The organism is Sorangium sp. So ce836 (assembly GCF_028553905.1).
In the GTDB taxonomy this organism is placed as follows: Bacteria; Myxococcota_A; Polyangia; order Polyangiales; family Polyangiaceae; genus Sorangium; species Sorangium cellulosum_D.
In genome coordinates this window covers 9,288,368-9,309,400 of the sequence record NZ_CP102233.1, presented here as the reverse complement: position 1 = coordinate 9,309,400, position 21,033 = coordinate 9,288,368, and the positions used below count along the sequence as shown (strand labels likewise).

Here is a 21,033-nt window from a genome sequence, read left to right as displayed (position 1 = left end):
CGGTGACGCCCGACCAAGCCTTGAAGGAAGCGGCCACCGGCGCCCTTCGCCCGGTCTACCTCGTGATGGGGGAGGAGCGCTGGCTTGTCGATCGCGTGGTGAGCGCGCTCCGGGAAGCGGCGGCCAAGGGGGGCATCGCCGGGTTCAACGAGGACAAGTTCACCGCGGGGGACACGCCCGTCGAGTCGATCCTCGGCGCCGCGCGGATGCTCCCGATGATGGGCCCGCGCCGCTTCGTGCTCGTCCGCGGCGTCGAGCGCTGGGAGAAGAAGGACGACGCCGACGGCGACGACGGGGACGACGAGCGCGGCGGTGCGGGAGGTAAACGGAGCGCGTCGAAGCAGGCGAGCCCGCTCGACGCGCTCGCCGAGTACGCCAAGGCGCCGTCGCCGAGCGCGGTCCTCGTGCTCGTGGCGGCGAAGCTCCACGGCCAGCGCCGCCTCGTCACGTCGGCGAAGAAGGGCGACTTCCTCGTCTCGTGCGAGCCCTTGAACCGCCGCGCCCTGCCCGGCTTCATCACGTCGATCGCCCGCGAGAAGGGCAACCCGATCTCCAGCGACGTGGCCGACCAGCTCGCCGAGCTCGCCGGGCCCGAGCTCGGGTACGTGGTCGACGCGATCGAGCGGCTCTCGCTGTACGTCGGGCCGAAGCAGCCGATCACCGAGGACGCGATCGCGCAGGTGGTCATCCGGGTCCGGCAGAGCACGGTCTGGGAGCTCATCGACGCGCTCGGGCGGCGCCGGCTCGATCGCGCGCTCGCGGCGCTTTCGGACGCGTACGACCCGCGCGACGGGGGGCTGCGCCTGCTCGGGGCGGTCTCGTGGTCGGTCCGCCAGATGGTGAAGTTCGAGTCGGCGCTCGCCGGGGGCGCGAGCCAGGCCGAGGCGGCCCAGCGCGCGGGCGTGGCCCCCTACAAGGTGAACGACGTGGCGCAGACGATCCAAAAGCTCCCGAGGGGCGCGCTCGGCGGCTGGATGCGCCTGCTCGCCGAGGCCGACCTCGCGCTGAAGAGCAGCCGCCGCCCGGCGCAGGCGGTGCTGGAGACGATGCTGATCGAGATGTGCGCGCGCTGAGCGGGAGGCCGCGGCGGCGAGATCGGGGATGCGCGGGGGCCCGCCCTCGTGAACGAGGATCCGCCGAACGAGGCCGGGGCGCGATGCCTGGTTTCGCGTCGCCCGAGTTCGTACGTGGCTCCGCCATGAGAAGAATTTGAACCACCGAGGCACGGAGGGCACAGAGGAGAGAGAAGAGAGAGCAATAGTTTCTTCTCTCTCCTCGTTCCCCCTGTGCCCTCTGTGGTTCCTCCTCTCATGAACCAGGGAAGAGGCTGGGCGATGCGGTATCAGGCGGGCTTTCGGGCCCAGGCGCCGAAGACCATGTCGCTCACGTACGTGGCGTTCGCCTTCGTTCGCTCCTCCGCGAGGCGCTCTTCGAGCGTGTCGACGTCGATCTCGGCCTCGGTGGCGACGCCCTGCTGCACGATGCGCGGCAGCATCGCCCGGATGATCGCGGCGGTGCGGTGGTGCGCCCGCGGCGTTTGCACGATCGCCTCCGCGCGCACGCGCACGACGTCGAGGCCCGCCTGCTCGAGCACGGCGGCGAGGTGGAAGCCGATGTGGATGTCGGCGCCCTCGCGCTCCACCGTTCGCCACATCCATTGATGCGCGCGTTCATGGAGCGGCAGCGGCTTCAGGCTCGCAGGCACCATGGTGGCGTCGTGCTCCTGAAAGACGACCAGGCCGCCGGGGCGCAGGGCGCGGGAGAGGCCCTTCACGGCCGCCGCCGGGTCGGGCTGGTACATCAGGACGCGCCTGCCCACGACGGCATCGAAGAGGCCGTGCTCGGGCGCCAGCGCGCCGAGGTCGCCCTCGGCGAAGGTCACGTTCGGCAGCCCGAGCTCGCGCGCCCGGTCGCGCGCCGCCGCGAGCGGGCGCGCGTCGCGGTCGATGCCCACGACCTGCCCCTGCCCGCCGACGAGCTGCGCGATTCGAAACGAGACATCCCCGGCGCCGCAGCCCACGTCGAGCACGCGCATGCCGGCGCCGAGGCCCGCATCGGCCAGCAGCCGGTCGGTCATTTCTCCAACCATGTCGATCATCGGTCCACGCTCCTCCGCTTCGTTGGCCCTCCTCGACACGTAGGGCGAGCGGCGCCGCCGCTGAAGGGCGTCGTTTGTTGACGGATCGGCGGATCTTTCGATCGGGGGACTGGGGCTAGCCGAGCAGCGCCTCGAGCGCGCCCTTCTCCCGGAGATCGCTGAAGCTGTGGGTCGGGGCGCAGGCTTCGAGCTCCGCGAGGGCGTACGTGCCCGTGGCCACGGCGATCGACTCCGCGCCGATCGCCCGGGCCGCCGCGATGTCCTTCGGCGTGTCGCCGATGATCACGACGCGGCACGCCTCGAGCGGCGCCTCGAGCTTCGCCGCCCCGCGCGCCGCGCCGATGCGCAGGAGCTCGTCGCGGAGCTCGTGATCGCAGCCGAAGCCGCCGAACGCGAACCGCTCGTAGATGCCGACGCGCGTGAGCTTCGCCTGCGCCCCCGCGCGGACGTTCCCCGTGCCGAGGCCGACGGCGCACCTCGCCCGCCGGGCGGCGGCGTCGAGCGCGTCGAGGACGCCGTGGTGGACCCGGGTCTCGCCGGCGAGCGACATCTCCTCGGCGAGGATCTCGACGTAGAGCGCGAGGAGCGCGTCGATGGCGCCCTCGGTGACCTCGCGCCCGAGCGCCTCGAGCCCCGCCCGGATGATGGCCCTGTCGGTCATGCCGGCGAACGAGAACGCCTCGCACGCGTCGGGCCGGCCGGCAAACCGGTCGAAGGCGCGCTCCATGGCGCGCCGGCCTGCGCCGCCGGTGGAGAGCAGGGTGCCGTCGATGTCCCAGAGGAGGACCGTGGGGCGCATGCCCCCATGGTAGATGCGGCGCGGGCCGAGGGCGAGCGCGGAGGCGCGGGCCGAGGGCGAGCGCGGAGGCGCGGGCCGAGGGCGAGCGCGGAGGCGCGGGCCGAGGGCGAGCGCGGAGGCGCGGGCCGAGGGCGAGCGCGGAGGCGCGGGCCGAGGGCGAGCGCGGAGGCGCGGGCCGAGGGCGAGTGCGGAGGCGCGGCGGATGGTCGTCAGAACGCCCTCCGACAGGGCGCGACGGCGCGGATGAGCACGCCTCGCCTCCCGGGCCGGCCTTTGCAAGGTCCGGAGCTCTCAACATGGGTACCGCACCCGGACACGTCGCGGTCGCCCGGACAGGGGAGGCGGTCACCCGGACATCCCGCGCGCCGCCCGGACAGGGGCGGCGGTCACCCGGACACGTCGCGCGCCGCCCGGACAGGGATCGGGTCACCCGGACACGTCGCGCGCCGCCCGGACAGGGATCGGGTCACCCGGACAGCGCGCCGGCGCGACCGGTAGCGTGCGGGCGTCCGGCCAGCGCGGGCGTCCAGGCGGCTGTCCGGAGGACGCCTCTCCGCGCAGGGTATCAGGAACGCGCAGGCGGAGACCGACGTGGACACGTCATGCTTCTGCCAGCAGACGCGGTTTCTGCGCGTTGATGCACGAAGATAGAGAATTGAAGAGCGCTCGACGTAATGCATGGTTCGCGCGGCGCCTGCGTGCCTGTCGAGCGCTTCGAGCGCAACCGTGCGCCGATCTCTGCTATGAGGGGCCCGTCGAGGGCGGGAGATCGCGTTGCTCGGGCTCTCGTGCAGGTCGCCGACGCCGGTCGAGGGACAGGGCGCCTGCGAGCACCTCGCGAACTGCACAGGGCGCCGGTTGCGCGGAGGGTGCCCGGGAGACAAGACCATGCGACGCTCGCCACGAAGCCCGATCACCGCGGTCCTCCTGCTGCTCTCGTGCGCCGCGCCTGCGGCGGCGGAGCCGCTCCCGCGGCGCCGCCCGTCGACCGGACCGGAGCAGGAGATGCTCGACGAGGCGAAGCGGCTCGTGGATCAGGGGCGCATCGCGGACGCGCGCGACATCCACCTGACGCTGTGGCGGCTCACGAAGAGCGCCTCCGACGCGTTCCGCGTGGGGATGCTGTCGTTCCGGCTGCGCGACTTCCAGATGGCGGCGGAGTTCCTCGCCATCTACTTCGACATGGTCGGCACCCCCGAGGCGCCGAAGATCTGGGTGCCGCCGGGCTTCAAGGAGAGCTACGAGCTGGCGCGGGCGAACTTCGCGGAGGCGCGGCGGCACGTCGGGGCGATCGAGGTGCGCGTCAGCGAGCCCGGCGCGGCCGTGCTCGTGGACGGGCGGCAGGTCGGCGTCTCCCCGCTCCCGCACCCGGTCTACGTCGCCCCCGGCCAGCACCGGGTGGGCGCGCAGCTCGCCGGGCGGCAGGTCGAGGTGCCGGCCGCCGTCGACGCGGGCGGCGAGCGGACCGTCTGGCTGGTGCTCCGGCGCGCGGACGCGGAGGAGCCAGCGCGTCCATCGACGAGCAAGGCGGCCGCCCCGCCGGGCGCGGCGCCGCCGCGGGCCGCGCGCGATCCGGCGCTCCGGTGGTGGACCGTGGGCGGCCTCGCGGCCACGTCGGTCGCGCTCGCCGTCGTCGGGGGCGTCTCGGTCGCGGAGGCCAACGACGCGGCTGGCGATCGGGACGCCGCCTTCGTCCGGGCCCGCTGGGAGGCGTTCCGCTGCCGGCCGGGGCTGCCCGCGTGCGACGCCTACGCGGAGGCCGACGGGCGCGCGAGGACGTTCACGGCGCTGTCGGTGGGCGCGTTCATCGGGGCTGGCCTCGCGGCCGGCGGCGCCGTGGCCGCGGGGTTCCTGCTCGCGCCGGAGGCGACGGTCCGCGTGGGGGCCGTCGGGGGCGCCCCCGGCGCGGCGCTCTCGTTCGGGTGGTAGGGGGGCGGCCTCGCGCCGGCGGGCTCCGGGGGAGCGGGGGCCGCTCTCGCCCGATGCTCTGCGTGATCGTTCACTTCAGGTGAGAATTCGATAGCGATCGTCGTAATGCGATGTGCGTGCGTGATTCGACGCCTGCCATGAATCTCCGTGATCCCGAGGGCGAGCAGGCCTGGTACCGTGCCGCGCATGTGGAAGCGGCGGCTGTGCGCCTCCTGTGCGGTGCTCCTCGCGGGGGTCCTCTGGGCGGCCTGCAGCGGTGACGCCTACGTCGACGTGGAGCGGGAGCCGACGTGCGATTCAACGGAGGAATGCGACCCCGACAGGACAGGAACGCAGTGCATCGACGGGCTCTGCCGGTGTCCGAGCCCTGGGGAGGAGAGCTGCTGCGAACCTGGCGCGAAGGAGGACGAGGGAGATCGCTGCGAGCGGCAGTGCCGGCCCATTGACGAGTGCAACGCCATGCGTTGCGAGGCGCCTCGGGACTGTCCAGGGCCCGTCGACCCACGGTGCGGCCAAGCCGTCTGCGTCGCCGGCGTCTGCAGGCTCGCCTTGCCGGAGCAGCTTCAGAACCAGCGGATCGGCGACTGCGTGAGCCTCCGGTGCGACGAGTCAGGGCGGGTGGTCGCCGAGCTCGACGACAGCGACGTATTCAATGACGGCAACGAGTGTACGGTCGATGTGTGTGCGCAGGGCGTCGGCGTTCACCGTCCGAGAGAGGCGGGGAGGGCCGAGGAGAGCTCCGGGCGCTGCGACGGCAAGGGACATCTGGTTGAGTGCCTGACCGACGAGCATTGCGGGAATCCGTCTTCCGTAGCTTGTTCGCGGCGCGGATGGTGTGTCCCACAGTGGTGCGTCGACGGGGATTTCGACGCTCCCTTCGGGGAAACGGCGACCGACTGTGGGGGGGCGTGCGACCCATGCTCCGCAGGGCAAGCATGTCTGACCTCGGAGGACTGCCACGATCATGTATGCACAGCGGAAGAGAAATGCGCGCTGCCCACGTGCCACGACGGCGTACAAAACGGCGTTGAGACAGATATCGACTGCGGTGCGCCATCATGTCCTGCCTGCGATTTCGGCAAATGGTGTAACTCGCACGAATCCTGCAAGAGCGGTGTATGTGTAGACGGTTTGTGCCGCGCTGCGACCTGTGGCGACGGGGTCATGAACGGCGAGGAGGCAGGCGTCGACTGCGGTGGACTCTGCGCCGCGTGCCCACTCTATATCGACCCCTGGGCGTCTGATGTGAGGGCCTATGAATAGAAGGCGAAGTTTTGCCGCCACACTCGTGGCGCTCTTGGTTGCATCGCTCTGGCTCGCTTGCTCGGACAAGCCGCCGCTCCCCTACATTCCGCCGCCGGAGTGCAGAACCGCCGCGGATTGCGCGCTGCCATATGGCATGGACCCGAGATGCAGTCAGATGGACTGCCTCGAAGGTGCCTGCGAGATCGAGTTGTTCGAGGTGTCGAGAAGCCAGTATCGAGGCGACTGTGAGCTCGTCCTGTGTCGTGACGGGCGGCGCGTCTTCGAGCGCGACCTGGATGATGTATGGGACGACGGCAATCCGTGCACAGACGATGTCTGCGAACCGACGGGACCCGTCAACAAGCATGTGGCACCATCCCCTTCGCCTTCTGGTTCCGGATTCTGCAACGGCTATGGAAAGGAGGTCGCATGCTTGTATGATGCGGACTGCGTGGACGCGACGCTCTACTGCTCTTCTGATGGCAACTGCATCCCTCTGAAATGCAAGAACGGCGACCTCGATGGCGATATCGGTGAAACTTCCATCGACTGCGGTGGCCGCTGCGATCCCTGCAGGGTGACCCTGCCGTGCAACGACAAGTACGACTGTATCACGCGCGTGTGCGGGCCTGATGGGGTATGCTCGGTGGACAGGTGTCTTGACCGAGTGCAGAACGGCAACGAGACCGACGTGGATTGCGGCTACGGCTGTTACCCGTGCGCAGATGGCTACAAGTGCAAGGGTGACGAGACCTGCAAAAGCGGCGTTTGTTTCGCTGGCACGTGTCAGCCAAGAACGTGCAGCGACGGCCGGCGGAATGGGGAAGAGGAAGACGCAGACTGCGGCGGGGACTGTCCTCCCTGCAATTAAGGCTGCGCTCCGCGCCAGGCGTTCGACGGCGTGATGGCGGCGTGAGCCGTCACAGCCGAGTGAGCCGTCCATCTTCGAGGAGCACCCAGGGGGATGATGCCGCGTACGCCTCGGTTCCGGCCATGGGCAGACGCGGCGCATCCGTGAGCTGATGGAGCCCCTTGCCTCGGATCTGCACCCCACGTTCGGTGAGGCGGTAGACCTCCGAGAGCATCGGATAGCCAGCGTGAGGCGGCTTCGGACCAGGAGCGCGCTCCACGGCCGCGCTCGAATCGTGCCCTGCCCAGTCCTCCAGCCGCCGCGGGAGGAACAGATCTCCCGTACAGGAAAGGAGATGCCACAGGTTCATTTGCGTTTCCGATTCGTGGGCGACCAAGGCCAACGGGGTTTTCCATTCCGTCGAGAGGAGGGCAAAAACTAGCTCGTCGAATCGGCTGAGGCGCAGAGAGCCATGCGCGGGTTTCCTTGGAAAGAAGCAAGAGAGCAGTGCCCATAAGGAGGCGAGCTCTGGAAATCCTTCAACGCCACGGATGCAGCTTTCAACGAATGGCAGCGGGGTCTCGTCCACGTAGCTGTCCCAGAGGCCAATGACACGATCGTGCCGCTCGCGCGGCCAGGGGCACGCATTGCCGATGCGCTCGAGGAGAAACTCATCTGAATGGTCAGACACTGACTCCGAACAGCTAAACGGACGCGTTAACACCTCGCGACTCGCTGCGCTCGACAGCGGAACTGGCTCGAAGTCGACAAGAAAGACGTCGCTGTGCGGGATCCCGAGGTGGCGCAACCAGCTGCAGGTCCTCCAGAGGTTCACCCGCTCGTGAAGGCTCGCCGATACCCATACGACGACCGGGGGCTCCCAGCGGACATCCGACGAGTAAAGCCTATCCCACTCTTCGCCTATGTTCCACCACTCCTCGCGCGCCCGAGCATGCTCCACGGCGTCCCGGCGGCTCGGTCCTATAATTAGGCAATCGGACGCGCGCACCAGGTTGGTTGCGCCGATGTACGATAGACGTTCCATCGTCGGTGTGTCGAAGGCGACGTGCGTTCCTGTGCGAAGCGTTGGATGGCTGTTCATGTTCATTCAAACCCGCAATCGTAACACTCGCGATATGAATAGCTCTTCTCGAGCTGGCAATCGCGCCGGCATATGGCGCAGAGAGTCTTACGTCCCTCGATGATGCGCGTGCAAGGCCAGCCCTTGTCCTGGCAGTTGACGAACATATCGGTACATGTCTTGCTTGGCGAGCACGAACCCGCCATCGCGAGCTCTGCGCTACCTATCTCCTCGGCTCCGGCTTCTTCGCCTTCGTCGTTGTGCGGGTAATCTCCCGCTCCCGCGGATCCTGTCGGGTATCCAGCACCCGCGCCTCCCGGTTCCACTGTGTCGCAGGTATACGACAGGTCGCATGCCGACGCGAGCAACATCACGAGCCCGCCGCACAGCACGAGCGCGCTCGACTTCTCCACCAAGCCGTGCCCCATGTCTTCCTCCAATCCGGACGCACGCACCATTCTCTCACCGGGAAGGCGGCGTCAACAGGTCGCCTGGATCGAAATTACGTCCATGTTACATGGCCCTTGCGGATCTGGTTGCGGCCGGTGCGCCGCTGGCTCGAGGAGCGCTTCGGCGAGCTCGACGTCGTCGCTGCCGCTGCCGCTGCCACTGGCTGGCCGGCGCGGACCGACCTGCGTGGGCGGGCCCGGCCATGCCCGGATCCTGCGCTCACGAGCGTGGGCCTGCGCTCGTTTCCCTGTGAGCTCGGTGTGCTCGACGTCAGGGGACGGGGCCCATGAGAGGATCGAGCGCATGCGCGAGGAGTCGAGCCCTCGATGTTCGCTCATCGCGCTCTGGGGCCTCTGGCGTAACGTCTGCCGTATCTCTCTCATGCGCCTTTCACATCCAGCTCCGGATCGATTCCCGGCGCATCTCCAAATGCACTGCGAGGGCCGTGTCTGTCTGCGCGTGTGGCCTGAACAATTTCGGCGCCGCTGAACTGCTCCGGCGGGCTCGACAGCACGTTCGCGACTCCTCGGACACCTTCCCAGACCCTCTCCGCCCGGGTAAGCCTCATACTTATGCCCAAGAAGCAGAACAACACCCATTACGACCGCTGGCGCGACCAGGCCAAGGCCGCCGCTCAGACGGAGAACCCCCTCAAGGTGCCTTACGACGTCGCCCTCAAGGAGGCAGGTCAGGTCGCCGGATTCTTCAACAAGCACTGGGAGCCCACGGCCACGCTGTCAGGCCTCAGGCGCGTCAAGGCGCGCTTGCCCGAGAGCACCGGTGAGGAGATCGTCTCTCTGGTGTACGCGGTCCAGGAGGCGCAAACGAAGCTGCTCCTGCTCGTCGATCCCGTCGTCGTCGACCACGGCGAACGCGCGCGCCTCGTCCTCGACGAGCTCGAGTCCGCCCTCGAGTTCCTCCTCGACGACGGCGTCGAGGAGCCCGCCGACGCGCAGCTCACGGCCATTCAGGAGTTCCACGCCGACATCGGCCAGCGCTCCAGCGCGCTGCACCAGGCGCTGAGCGACTATGCCGGCCTCGCAGACTCGCTGAAGGACCGGCTCGTGGAGGTGGACGAGGAGTTCGACGTCGCCCTCATCACCGAGGCGAAGGAGCTCGCGCGCGCGCTCGCCGCGGCGCCGGCCGCGCGGCCGCCGGCCGATTCCGAGGTCAAGGAGGCGACGCGGATCCGCAACGGGCTGCTCAGGCTGCTCCAGGAGAAGACGGCGCTGGTGCGGAAGGCCGCAGCGCGGGTGTTCCAGCGCAATCCGGAGGTGCTGCGCGAGGTCACGAGCAGCTACGAGCGCCGCCGCCGCGCCGCCGCGCGCCGCGCCAAGGCCGCCCGCGACGCGGCGAAGCCCGAGAGCGCGCCCGCGAAGCGGCCCGGAGAGAGCCCTCTCCTCGGCTGAAGCGCCGCGCTCCTCCAGAGTGCCGCGCCCCCGCCAGAGTGCCGCGCCCCCGCAGCGCCGCGCCCCCGCAGCGCCGCACCTCCGCAGCGTCGCGCCCCTTCGCAGCATCGCGCCCCTCCGCAGCGCGCGCGGCCTTCGTGACGCGGCCCGCCGTCCGCGCCGAAGCTCGCGCGCACCGCCGCGAGTTGCGCTACTCCTCCAACTCGATGGCGCTCCAACCTTTCCGCGTCGCCGCGCTCGCCCTCGTGGCGGGCCTTGTCCTCATCGGCTCTCCGGCCTGCAAGAAGGGCGAGGAGGCCTCGCCAGAGCAGGGGCGCAGGCCAGGCAAGCAGGCCATGAGCTTTCCGGTCGAGGTCGCGCCCGTCGCGGCGGAGCGCGTCGAGTACGCCGTGCCCGCCGTCGGCGCCGTCGAGGCGTTCGAGCAGGTGCAGCTCACCGCGCGCGTCGCCGGCGTCGTCGAGGCGGTGCGGTTCATGGAAGGCGACGAGGTCAAGGCAGGGCAGGTGCTCGTCGAGATCGATCCGGCCCGGTACAACCTCGCCGTCCGCGCCGCGCGCGCGACGCTCGACCGCATGACCGCCACGCAGGCCGAGGCCGCCGCCGGCCTCGAGCGGCGCGAGGCCGAGGGCGCCGAGGGCGTCTTCAGCAAGGAAGAGGTCGCGTCGTGGCGCTCCAGGGCGGCGACGACCGCCGCGCAGGTCGCCGAGGCGAAGATCGCCGTCGACCAGGCGCTCCTCAACCTGCGCGACGCCTACGTGCGCGCGCCCATCCCGGGGAAGATCCAGACGCGCACCGTGCAGACCGGCCAGCACGTCGCCGTCGGCACGGTGCTCGCGACGCTCCTCCGCCGCGACCCGCTCCTGCTCCGCTTCCAGCTCCCCGCCGCCGACGCCCTGCGCGTCCGCCCCGGCATGGAGGCGCGCTTCACGGTGAAGGGCGACGCGCGGACCTACACCGCGAAGCTCACGCACGTCGCCGACGCGGCCGATCCCGCGACGCGCATGGTCGCCGCGACCGGCGAGGTGCAGGGCGAAGGCAAGGACCTGCTCCGCCCCGGCACCTTCGCCGAGGTGACCGTGCCCGTGGGCGCGAGCGGCGACGCGCCGGTGATCCCGCAGACCGCCGTGCGGCCGAGCGAGCGCGGGTTCCTCGCCTACGTGGTCGACGGCACCACCGCGCGCGAGCGCGTGCTCTCGCTGGGGCTGCGCACGGCGGACGGGCGCGTCGAGGTGAAATCGGGGCTCTCCGTGGGCGAGCGCCTCGTGGTGCGCGGCGCCGAGGCGCTGCGCGACGGGTCCCAGGTCCGCGTCGCGACGCCCGGCAGCCTGCCCGGCGGCCAGGCCGCGGGCCACGCCGGGGAGGGCGCCGGCGCCGGCGCTGCGTCCGGAGCACCGGCCGGCGCTGCGCCCGGAGCACCGGCCGGCGCGCCGCCGCCCACCTTGCCCGCCGGCTCATCGACGGCGCCGGCCGGCTCGGCGCCGGCGACCTCACCCGCCAGCTCGACGCGGAGCGCGCCGTGAGCCTCACCGAAGCGTGCCTCAGGAAGCCGGTCTTCGCCTGGATGCTGATGGCGGCGACCATCGTCTTCGGCCTCGTGGCCGTGTCGCGGATCGGCATCAGCCAGTTCCCCGACGTCGACTTCCCCACCATCACCATCTCCGCCACCCTGGAGGGCGCCGCCCCCGAGATCATGGAGCACGACGTGGTCGAGCCGCTCGAGGAGGCGGCCGTCCAGGTCGAGGGGATCCGGTCGATCACGTCGACGTCCCGCCAGGGCAGCGCCTCGGTCACCATCGAGCTCGACCTGTCGCGCGACGTCGACGTCGCGCTCCAGGACGTGCAGACGAAGATCTCCCAGGCGCAGCGGCGGCTGCCGCTCGACCTCGACCCGCCCGTCGTCTCCAAGACGAACCCGGAGGACCAGCCGATCATGTGGGTCGGGCTCTCCGGCCCCTTCTCCCCGCAGCTCGTCGCCGACATCGCGCGCTACCGGCTGAAGGAGAAGCTCCAGACGGTGCCCGGCGTCGGCGAGCTGACCCTCGGCGGCTACCTCGAGCGCAACGTCCGCATCTGGATCGACGCCGATCGCCTCGCCGCCAAGGGCCTCACCGTCGCCGAGGTCACCGAGGCCCTGCGCCGCCAGCACATCGAGCTCCCCGCCGGCCGCATCGAGACCCAGGGGCGGGAGATCAACGTGCGCGTGATGGGCGAGGCGCTCGACCTCGCCACCTTCAAGAAGATCGTCATCCGCGAGGGCGACCCCGGCGGCGCCGCCCCGCCCGGCGCGGCCGCCCAGCCGGCGGGCCCGCCGTCGTCGGCGCGCGCCACGGTGTACCTGGAGGACGTCGCGCTCATCGAGGACGGCTTCGAGGACGTCCGCCGGCTCGCCCGCGTGAACGGCGAGCCCGCGCAGGGCCTCGGCGTGCGGAAGCAGCGGGGCTCGAACGCGGTCGAGGTCGCGCAGGGCGTCCGCGCCGCGCTCGCCGAGGTCCAGAAGACCCTGCCCGAGGGGATGGAGGTGGGGGTGAACTTCGACTCGACGAAGTTCATCGAGGAGTCGGTCCACGAGATCGAGCTCGAGCTCGGCATGGCCATCGCGCTCACGGCCCTCGTCTGCTGGATGTTCCTCGGCTCGCTCTCCAGCACGATCAACGTCGTCCTGGCGATCCCGATGTCGCTGCTCGGCACGGTCGCCGCGATCTACTTCCTCGGCTTCACGCTGAACACCTTCACGCTGCTCGGGCTCTCGCTCGCCGTCGGCATCGTCGTCGACGACGCGATCATGGTGCTCGAGAACATCCACCGGCACGCCGAGGGGGGGAAGGACCGCGTCCGCGCCGCCCGCGAGGGCACCGCCGAGATCACCTTCGCGGCGCTCGCCGCGACGCTCGCGGTCGTCGCGATCTTCATCCCGATCATCTTCATGGAGGGGGTGGTCGGCCGCTTCTTCCTCCAGTTCGGCGTGACCCTCTGCATCGCCGTGCTCCTCTCGTACCTGGAGGCGATCACCCTCGCGCCCGCCCGCTGCGCGCAGATCCTCGACGTCTCGCGCGAGGGCCGGGGCCGCCTCGGGCAGCTCGTCGACCGCGGCTTCGAGGCGCTCTCCCGCGGCTACGGCTGGCTGCTCGCCCGGGCGCTGCGGTTCCCGGTCGCGGTGGTCCTGCTCGGCGCGCTCCTCTTCGCCGGCGCGATCGTCACGATGCAGCGGCTCCCGACGGAGTTCGTCCCGTCGCAGGACCAGGGGCGGCTCCTCGTGCGCCTGCAGACGGCGGTCGGCTCGGACATCGAGGAGACCGACCGGCTCTTCCAGCGCGCGGAGACGTTCGTGGGCGAGCACCCGGCGGTGTCGCGCGTCTTCGCCGTGGTCGGCGGCTTCGGCGGCGGCGCCGTGAACACGGGCGTCCTGTTCATCACGATGAAGCCGCCCGAGGAGCGGTCGCTCTCGCAGGCCGACCTCCAGGGCGCGCTCCGCAAGGAGCTGAACGGCTACCCCGGCCTGCGCGCCGTGGTCCAGGACCTCTCGCAGTCGGGCTTCACGGCGCAGCGCGGCTTCCCGGTCGAGTTCTCGATCCGCGGCCCCGACTGGGGCGAGCTCACGCGGCACAGCGAGCGCATCCGGAGCGAGCTCGCGCAGAGCGGCCTCGTCGTCGATCTCGACACCGACTATCAGCTCGGCATGCCCGAGCTCCGCATCGTGCCCGACCGGGCGCGCGCGGCGGATCTCGGCGTGAGCGTCGAGTCGATCGCAACGACGCTGAACACGCTGGTCGGCGGCGGGCGCATCGCCAAGTACAACGACAACGGGCGCCGCATCGACGTCCGTGCGCGCCTGCTCGCCGAGCAGCGGAGCCGGCCCGAGGACCTCGCGCGCATCCAGGTGAGGAGCGCGTCGGGCGCGCTGGTGCCGCTCACGTCGGTCGTGAGCTACGAGGAGCTCCCCGCGCTGCAGGCGATCACGCGCCGCGACCGCGAGCGCGCCATCTCGATCTTCGGCAACATCGCGCCCGGGCACTCCCAGGGCGAGGCGGTCGCCCGGGTCGAGGAGCTCGGCCGGGACCTGCCCGCCGGCTACCGCGTGGTGCTGGGCGGCGCTAGCGTGACGTTCCGCGAGTCGATGGGCGGCCTCATCTTCGCGCTCGTGCTCGGGATCCTGGTCGCCTACATGGTGCTGGCGTCCCAGTTCAACTCGTTCCTGCACCCGGTCACGGTGCTGACGATCCTGCCGCTGTCGATCGCGGGCGCCGCCTTCGCGCTGCTGCTCTCCGGGCACACGCTCAACATCTTCAGCATGATCGGCATCCTCCTGCTCATGGGGATCGTGAAGAAGAACTCGATCATCCTCGTGGATCACGCGATCGAGGTGCGGCGCGGGCACGGCGAGGGGGCAGGGGAGGCCATGGACGCCCGCGCGGCGATGCTCCGCGCCGGCCCGGTGCGGCTCCGGCCGATCCTGATGACCTCGATCGCGACGCTGATGGCCGCGGTCCCGTCGGCGCTGGCGCTCGGGCCCGGCGCCGAGATCCGGGCCCCGATGGCCGCGGCGGTCATCGGCGGCCTCCTCGTCTCGACGGCGCTCAGCCTCCTCGTCGTGCCGGCGTTCTACGTGGTCGCCGACGACGTGCAGGGCCGCGTCGCGCGGCTCCGGGCGCGGCGCGCGGGGCGCCACGCGCCCGCCGGGCCGGCGCACCCGGCCGCGCCGGAGCGCTAGGGCCGGCCGTCGGATGCGGGGCGCTGCCCGGGGAGCAGGGTTAGCATCGACGCCGCTATTCCCCGCGTACTTAGACCTGAACCACTTCATCACACGCGCGAAGCTGCGGCAGGCAGGGACAGTTTCATGACGATCTGGATCAGCGGAGTCTGCGAGACGAACGGCATCGACATCCATTACCTCCGAACTGGAGGCGCCAAGCCTCCCGTCGTTCTGCTCCATGGATTGATGGGGAGCGGCGCCTGCTGGACTCCCGTGGCGCGGGCGCTCGAGGGGGAGTTCGACGTCGTCATGCCCGACGCCCGAGGGCACGGCGGTTCGAGCGCGCCGCACCACGGATACCGGTACGAGGATCACGCGAGCGACGTCGTGGGCCTCATCCGCGGCCTGGAGCTCTCTCGTCCGGTCCTGCTTGGCCACTCGATGGGCGGCATGACCGCCGCGGTGGTGGCGAGTCGAGGGGCGGGGGTCATCCGCGGCCTCATCCTGGTCGACCCGACGTTCTTGAGCCCCGAGCGCCAGCGCGAGGTGCGCGACAGCGATGTCGCCGATCAACACCGCCAGGCCCTCGGCTTACAGAAGGCTGACCTCGTCGCGCAGGCCCTGGCCCGACACCCGGGTCGCTCGCCGGAGATCGTCGAGCTTCAAGCCGAGGCGAGGCTGAAGACCCGCATGGGGGCGTTCGACGTCCTCACGCCGCCCAACCCCGAATATCGCGACGTGGTGAGCGCGATCGCCGTCCCGAGCCTGCTCGTCATCGGTGACAGCAGCCCCGTCGTCACGCTCGAGATGGCGACGGAGCTGCGGAGCCTCAACCCACGTGTACGAATCGAACAGGTACAGGACGCCGGCCACGGCCTTCCATTTCAACAACCCGAGCGCCTGGGAGAGGTGGTCCTGTCGTTCTTGCGTGAGCTCGCTTAGCTGCTCGTGCGCCTCGGCCTGACGAGGGACACGCTGTAGCGACGATCAGCCGCCCGCCGACTGGCGCGGGCTCGTATGCGTGCATCCGAACGAAGCGGTATCGAAGAGCGCCGACGACTACGCCGTCACCGTTGCCGCCCGGAGAGGCGTCTAGCGGGAGGACGAGCGACGATTCGGAGCGCGCAGCAGGTTTGCCGACTCGCCCTACTTGCTCACCGACACCACGTCCAGGTGCAGCATCTGGCCGGTGGTCGGCGCCGTGTCGTACGGTGGCAGCCCCTCGAAATAGTCCTTGGTCCAATTGGCGATCTGGCGTTCGTTGCCGTCGTTCATCACCACCTTGACCATGGCGCCGCCGTTGACCTGGATCGTCGCCTCGTAGTCCTCCTTGTGAATGTCGTGAGCGCGGTACTGATAATTGTTCAGCCAGTACGTCTGGCGCGGCTCGCTCACCTCAATCGAATATTGCTGGTAATTGATGGAATCGTTGGGGCCAATGCTACCACCGATCATGAACGGCTTCACGGGCATCTCCCCCCCCACGATGTCCGTCGGCTCCCAGATCCCGCGAACCCGCAGCTTGACCGTGTACGTCGTGTTCGGATCGCCGCCGAAGGTCACCAACTTCTCGATGTGCTGGGTGTTGGGCGGATGATTGCACGTCGCCATGGGGGCCAGCGGCAAGGGCGTCGACGGGTCGCACGGGGCATCGACGAACAGCTTGTCCAACCCGCTCGCATAGCTTGCCAGATCTGGAGCGGCGCCGCCGCCGCCTGCCTCGACGGCACCACCGCCGCCACCCGAGCCACCGCCGCCACCCGAGCCACCGCCGCCACCCAAGCCACCGCCGCCACCCGAGCCACCGCCGCCACCCGAGCCCGACGCGGCGTCCTGCGTACCGGCATCGCCCGGCGCTGCTCCCGCGGTTCCATCCATGCCACCCGTCTCGGTGCTGCTGCATCCGGCGACCGTAAGCAGCAGCGCAAGCAGGGCCATCGCCGGCGTTGCGCAGATGCTCCGCATCCCTGCGGTATCGGGACTCGGACCGGGGTCATCGATGGCGGTGCGGTTCGCGCAGACGAGCCGCGCTCTAGCGAACGGAAAAATCCAGTTCATAGAACCAGTGTCCTACATTTGCGACGCGTCTGCAAGAGAGGGGAGGCCAATCGTGGGACCGGCGTCATCACCAGATGCGTCGCGCCGTTGCGCCTCGGCTTGCGGGGGAGGTGTCCCACGCGGCCATCGGCCAGGATCGAGAGGCGCTCCAAGCTGAACGGCGGGCGCGCGCCGTACCAGCACAATCGCTCGAGCCCTCCGCGATCCCCCGCGCGCCCGGTGATCGATCAGCCATGCTGCAATCCTACACGGGTCGTTCGAGTGTCCTCGCCGCTGAGTTCGGTCGCGCTGACGCGACGGTCTGCGGCCTCTGCCAGCGTGGTGTAGACAATATTGCACAGCCGAGTGAGCTCGTTGGATCTGTTGGCTTTTGTAGGCGGAACAGTAAATCGTACTTTATGTACGTTATGTCAACTGCCGGTCGGCGCCGTGGGCGGTCCGAACCAGGTGGTCAGGGCGTCACCAAGGCCCTGGTCCGTGCCTTCTCCGACCCACGCGACGTAGCCGTCAGGGCGAATCAGGACCGCGGTGGGAGCAGCGACCGCGCCGAGCACCGGGAGCTCCCACGCGCCGGCGTATCGCGCGTCGACTCGCCGGACCCGAGCCGCCGACGGCGTGATGTCGAAGGCGCCGGGCTCGCCGAGGTTAAGGAACACCGGTCGGGCATCGTGCAGCAGGGCGAACACGCGCTGCGGGCCGTCCGTGGTGACCACGTCGAGATCGGGCATGCGGCGCCCGAGCAACGGGTGTCCCTCGCCGAGATCGTAGTTGATGTCCACACCAGACATCATCGCGACGTATTGCTGGCGAGGCGCGTCCCTCTGCATCAGCTCGGACATCATCCCGCGCAAGGCCTCGATGCGATCGTCGCTGCGATCGAGCGCGGTGAGCGCCATGGTGTTACGCAGCACGCGGGCGCCGACTGGGTGCCGCTCGGCATGGTACGTGTCCAGGAGGCTCTCCGGCGACGTCCCGTGGACCACCTGTGCGAGCTTCCATCCCAGATTCACCGCGTCCTGCACACCGATGTTGAGCCCCTGTCCGCCCATCGGGGAGTGCACGTGCGCCGCGTCGCCCGCCAAGAGCACGCGGTTGTTTCGGTAGGACGCCGCCTGCCGAGCCATATCGGTAAACCGGGAGATATAGGTGGCGCTGCGAAGACCATAATCCGTCCCGTAGACAGCGATGAGCGCCTCGCGGACGTCGCGTAGGGTCGGCTTGTCGCCCTGGGCGAGGGGCGGTTCACTCAACACCATGCGCACGCTCTTGCCGTCCTCGAGCTTGCCTATCGCATTGATGCCCTTTTCACCACGGCGGATGCCCCACTCGGGCTCTTCGGCCATCTCGACCTCGGCGATCAAGTAGCTGGTCGACGGATCCCACCCTGGGAAGTCGATGCCTGCTTTCTTGCGGATCAGGCTGCGACCGCCGTCGCACCCGACGAGATACTTCGCGCGCAACGATCGGCCGTCGGACAGCTCGACATCGACGCCGGCGTCGTCCTGCGCGAAACCCGTGACCTCACTTCGGCGATAGATCGGCACCCCCAGCTCAGAGACCCAGTCGGCCAGGATGCGCTCGGTGCGGTACTGCCAGAGCCCGAGATAGTAGTTGTGGCGAGCCGGGATGTCGCTGATGTCGAGGGCGCCCCGCGCGAAGGGCGCGCTCCGAAACACCTGCCCTTGCGAAATGAAGCGATCGGCGATTCCTCGCTGATCGAGCACCTCGATCGTGCGTATGTACAGCCCGCCTGCGCGCAAGCCCTCGAGGTCTTGGCTCTCACGCCGCTCGACGATGGCGACGTCGACCCTCGCCAACGCCAGCTCGCCCGCCAACATCAGCCCGGTCGGACCTCCTCCGGCGATCACAACTGCGTGCTTTGTCATGGCGACACCGCGTCCGGATTCGTCGTGCATTTCGATCCTCCTGTGCATGCCATCTCTGGCTTGCGGCCGGCGACCGTACGGCACGACCCGGGGCTTGCCGCAAGCCCCCGTCTCTGGCATACGTTGGTAGTGGAGAGAGGCGGGGGCTGCTCTCCCCGGAGCGTTTTGTGTGTGCCCTCTCGCAGAACGACGGCGCGCAAATTTCAGCGAGACCCGCCTGCTCCCGCCGGCGTTGTGGGTCAGCGGATCCGCGGCGAAGAGTTGTCCGTCCTCCGGTGGCGCACAGCTGGCGCCGGTGTCCCCTGCGCGGGAGCACGGCCATCAGGACAGCCGCGTTCCCGGCGAAGTAGAGACAGGCCGTCCCGGCGGCGGGCTACCGTGCTCCACCTTGGATGACGAGGAGCGCCACGTCGGCTGACGACGGGTTCCGCCCGGGATGACGACGGGTTCCTCCCCGGCCGACGACACCCGCCGCCGCGATGCCGACGGCGTTGCGCGCCGCGCCGTCGTGATCGGCGCGCGCGTTCGCCCACGCTCGCCGGCCCTATCGCCGCGAGAAGCCCCTCGACATCCCGCTGCGTGCGCGCCTAGCGTGCGCCAAGCCCGGCAAACGACACCATGACCGCTCCTCAGAATCCGCTCCTCAACGACCGCGACGTCGAGTTCCTCCTCTACGAGGTGCTCGACGCGCCCCGCCTCTGCGAGCTCCCCTATTTCGCCGATCACACGCGGGAGACCTTCGACCTCTACCTCCAGAGCTGTCGCCGGTTCGCGCGGGAGGTGCTGTTCCCGACCTACCGGCCGGTGGACGCGTCGCCGCCGCGCTTCGACGGGGGGGCCGTCGCGGTGCACCCCGCCCTCAAGCAGGTCTTCCGGCCCATGATCGAGCTCGGCGTGCTCACCGCGGCGCGGCCGGCCGACGTGGGGGGCCAGCAGCTGCCGCTCGTGGTCGCGATGCTCGCCGGCGCGTACCTGATGGCGGCCAACCTGAGCGCGTGCGGCTACCTCGGGCTGACGACCGCGGCGGCGCACCTGATCCAGACGTTCGGCGACGAGACCCTGAAGTCCACCTTCATGACCCGGCTGTACGCCGGCGAGTGGACCGGGACCATGGCGCTCACCGAGCCGCAGGCCGGCTCGAGCCTGGCCGACGTGCAGGCGCGCGCCGAGCGGACCCAGGCGGGGCACTACCTCGTCCGCGGGTCCAAGATCTTCATCTCGGGCGGCGATCACGACCTCGCCGAGAACATCGTCCACCTCGTGCTGGCGCGCATCGACGGCGCGCCGCCGGGCATCAAGGGGGTGAGCCTGTTCGCCGTGCCCAAGCGGCGGCCCGAGGGCGGGCGGCTCGTCCCGAACGACGTGGAGGTCGCCGGCGTGATCCACAAGATCGGCTGGCGCGGGCTCCCGAGCCTCGCGATGAGCTTCGGCGAGCGCGGGGACTGCCACGGCTACCTCGTGGGCAACCCGCACCAGGGCATCTCCTACATGTTCCAGATGATGAACGAGGCCCGGATCATGGTGGGCGTCAACGCCGCCGCGACCGCCTCGGCGGCCTACCACGAGGCGCTCGGCTACGCGCTCGCCCGGCCCCAGGGCCGGCCGCTCGGCTCGAAGGATCCGAGGACGCCGCAGGTGCCGATCGTCGAACACGCCGACGTGCGCCGGATGCTGCTCCGGCAGAAGGCCATCGTGGAGGGCAGCCTCGCGCTGGTCTCCACGACGGCGCGGTACGCCGATCTCGCCGCGCACGCCGAGGATCCGGCGGAGCGCGAGCGCGCGCAGCGGCTCCTCGACCTGCTCACCCCCATCACCAAGACCTTCCCCGCCGAGAAGGGCTTCGAGTCGAACGCCCTCGCGCTCCAGGTCCACGGCGGCTACGGCTACTCGAGCGAGTACCTCCCGGAGGCGTGGCTCCGGGACCAGAAGCTCAACTCGATCCACGAGGGGACGACGGGCATCCAGGGCCTCGATCTCCTCGGCCGCAAGGTCGTGGCCGGGGGCGGCGCGGCGCTCATGGCGCTCGGCGGCGAGGTCGAGCAGGCGATCGGCCGGGCGCGGCGGGCCGGCGTCGAGCCCGCGTGGTGCGAGCGGCTCGGCGCGTCGATGGCGCTGCTCGGGGAGCTGACGATGCACCTCGCCGAGTCGGGGCTGCGCGGCGACGCCGAGCGGATGCTGCGGCACAGCGCGGACTACCTCGAGCTCGCCTCGATCCTGGTGGTCGCGTGGCAGTGGCTCGCGATGGCCGCGGCGGCCCGCGAGGGGCTGGCCCGGGGCGCGTCGCCCGCCGGCTTCTACGAGGGCAAGCTGTGCGCGGCGCAGTACTGGTTCTCGACGGAGCTGCCGCGGGCCCCGGCGCTCGCGGCGCTCTGCCGGTCGGGCGAGGACTCGTACGCGAGGATGCGGCCCGAGTGGTTCTGAGGGGCGGCGCGCAGCTCGCGCGGGACGTCGGCTAGGTCGGCACCCGCACCCGCACCTGCGCACCGTCGCGCCCGCGCACCGCTGAGCCCGCGGAGCTGCACCCGGCATGGCCGCGGA

14 protein-coding genes are annotated in these 21,033 nt (G+C 70.3%); 7 read left to right on the top strand and 7 right to left on the bottom strand.

The window, feature by feature from the left end; genetic code table 11:
• The first annotated feature begins 2 nt into the window (after positions 1-2).
• Positions 3-1,073 carry a DNA polymerase III subunit delta gene (gene holA / locus NQZ70_RS33685; RefSeq protein ID WP_237244276.1) on the top strand — a complete coding sequence of 357 codons (1,071 nt, stop codon included), beginning with the start codon at positions 3-5 and terminating at the stop codon, positions 1,071-1,073.
• A gap of 269 nt (positions 1,074-1,342) precedes the next feature.
• Here holA and NQZ70_RS33680 read toward each other — a convergent pair whose 3' ends face one another.
• Entirely contained in the window at positions 1,343-2,098 is a 756-nt protein-coding gene (locus NQZ70_RS33680; protein ID WP_165374308.1) for a class I SAM-dependent methyltransferase, read from the bottom strand.
• A 115-nt stretch (positions 2,099-2,213) separates the two neighbouring features.
• On the bottom strand, positions 2,214-2,897 hold the full coding sequence (locus tag NQZ70_RS33675; protein WP_129577895.1) for an HAD family hydrolase: 684 nt from the start codon (positions 2,895-2,897) through the stop codon (positions 2,214-2,216).
• 888 nt (positions 2,898-3,785) lie between these two features.
• Here NQZ70_RS33675 and NQZ70_RS33670 point away from each other — a divergent pair.
• Positions 3,786-4,826 carry a hypothetical protein gene (locus NQZ70_RS33670; protein WP_237244275.1) on the top strand — a complete coding sequence of 347 codons (1,041 nt, stop codon included), beginning with the start codon at positions 3,786-3,788 and terminating at the stop codon, positions 4,824-4,826.
• A 609-nt stretch (positions 4,827-5,435) separates the two neighbouring features.
• Here NQZ70_RS33670 and NQZ70_RS33665 read toward each other — a convergent pair.
• The 3 genes from NQZ70_RS33665 to NQZ70_RS33655 all read right to left on the bottom strand — a co-directional run bounded on the left by NQZ70_RS33665 (position 5,436) and on the right by NQZ70_RS33655 (position 8,430).
• On the bottom strand, positions 5,436-5,618 hold the full coding sequence (locus NQZ70_RS33665; protein WP_165374307.1) for a hypothetical protein: 183 nt from the start codon (positions 5,616-5,618) through the stop codon (positions 5,436-5,438).
• A gap of 1,373 nt (positions 5,619-6,991) precedes the next feature.
• Positions 6,992-8,029 (bottom strand): DUF1835 domain-containing protein, encoded by a 1,038-nt coding sequence (locus tag NQZ70_RS33660; RefSeq protein ID WP_237244274.1) that lies wholly within the window; start codon positions 8,027-8,029, stop codon positions 6,992-6,994.
• A complete protein-coding gene (locus NQZ70_RS33655; RefSeq protein WP_129577893.1) occupies positions 8,026-8,430 on the bottom strand; it encodes a hypothetical protein in 405 nt (134 codons plus the stop codon). Before NQZ70_RS33655 ends, NQZ70_RS33660 begins: the two co-directional genes overlap by 4 nt.
• 594 nt (positions 8,431-9,024) lie before the next feature.
• Here NQZ70_RS33655 and NQZ70_RS33650 point away from each other — a divergent pair.
• The 4 genes from NQZ70_RS33650 to NQZ70_RS33635 all read left to right on the top strand — a co-directional run bounded on the left by NQZ70_RS33650 (position 9,025) and on the right by NQZ70_RS33635 (position 15,493).
• The gene (locus tag NQZ70_RS33650) at positions 9,025-9,861 is read left to right on the top strand and encodes a hypothetical protein (protein ID WP_129577892.1); all 837 of its coding nucleotides are present in this window, start codon (positions 9,025-9,027) and stop codon (positions 9,859-9,861) included.
• 206 nt (positions 9,862-10,067) lie between these two features.
• Positions 10,068-11,381, top strand: a complete 1,314-nt coding sequence (locus tag NQZ70_RS33645) for an efflux RND transporter periplasmic adaptor subunit (RefSeq protein WP_129577891.1) — start codon at positions 10,068-10,070, stop codon at positions 11,379-11,381.
• Positions 11,378-14,569: an efflux RND transporter permease subunit gene (locus tag NQZ70_RS33640; RefSeq protein WP_129577890.1), complete on the top strand. Its 3,192-nt coding sequence runs from the start codon at positions 11,378-11,380 to the stop codon at positions 14,567-14,569. Before NQZ70_RS33645 ends, NQZ70_RS33640 begins: the two co-directional genes overlap by 4 nt.
• 126 nt (positions 14,570-14,695) lie before the next feature.
• Entirely contained in the window at positions 14,696-15,493 is a 798-nt protein-coding gene (locus NQZ70_RS33635; protein WP_129577889.1) for an alpha/beta fold hydrolase, read from the top strand.
• Positions 15,494-15,697: 204 nt separating this feature from the next.
• On the opposite strand, the gene NQZ70_RS33630 is transcribed toward NQZ70_RS33635, so the two are convergent.
• Positions 15,698-16,609: a hypothetical protein gene (locus NQZ70_RS33630; protein ID WP_207217561.1), complete on the bottom strand. Its 912-nt coding sequence runs from the start codon at positions 16,607-16,609 to the stop codon at positions 15,698-15,700.
• Between the two features lie 410 nt (positions 16,610-17,019).
• Entirely contained in the window at positions 17,020-18,525 is a 1,506-nt protein-coding gene (locus NQZ70_RS33625) for an FAD-dependent monooxygenase (RefSeq protein ID WP_129577888.1), read from the bottom strand.
• A 588-nt stretch (positions 18,526-19,113) separates the two neighbouring features.
• On the opposite strand from NQZ70_RS33625, the gene NQZ70_RS33620 reads away from it, so the two are divergent.
• Positions 19,114-20,916: an acyl-CoA dehydrogenase gene (locus tag NQZ70_RS33620; RefSeq protein ID WP_129577887.1), complete on the top strand. Its 1,803-nt coding sequence runs from the start codon at positions 19,114-19,116 to the stop codon at positions 20,914-20,916.
• The last annotated feature ends 117 nt before the right edge of the window (positions 20,917-21,033 follow it).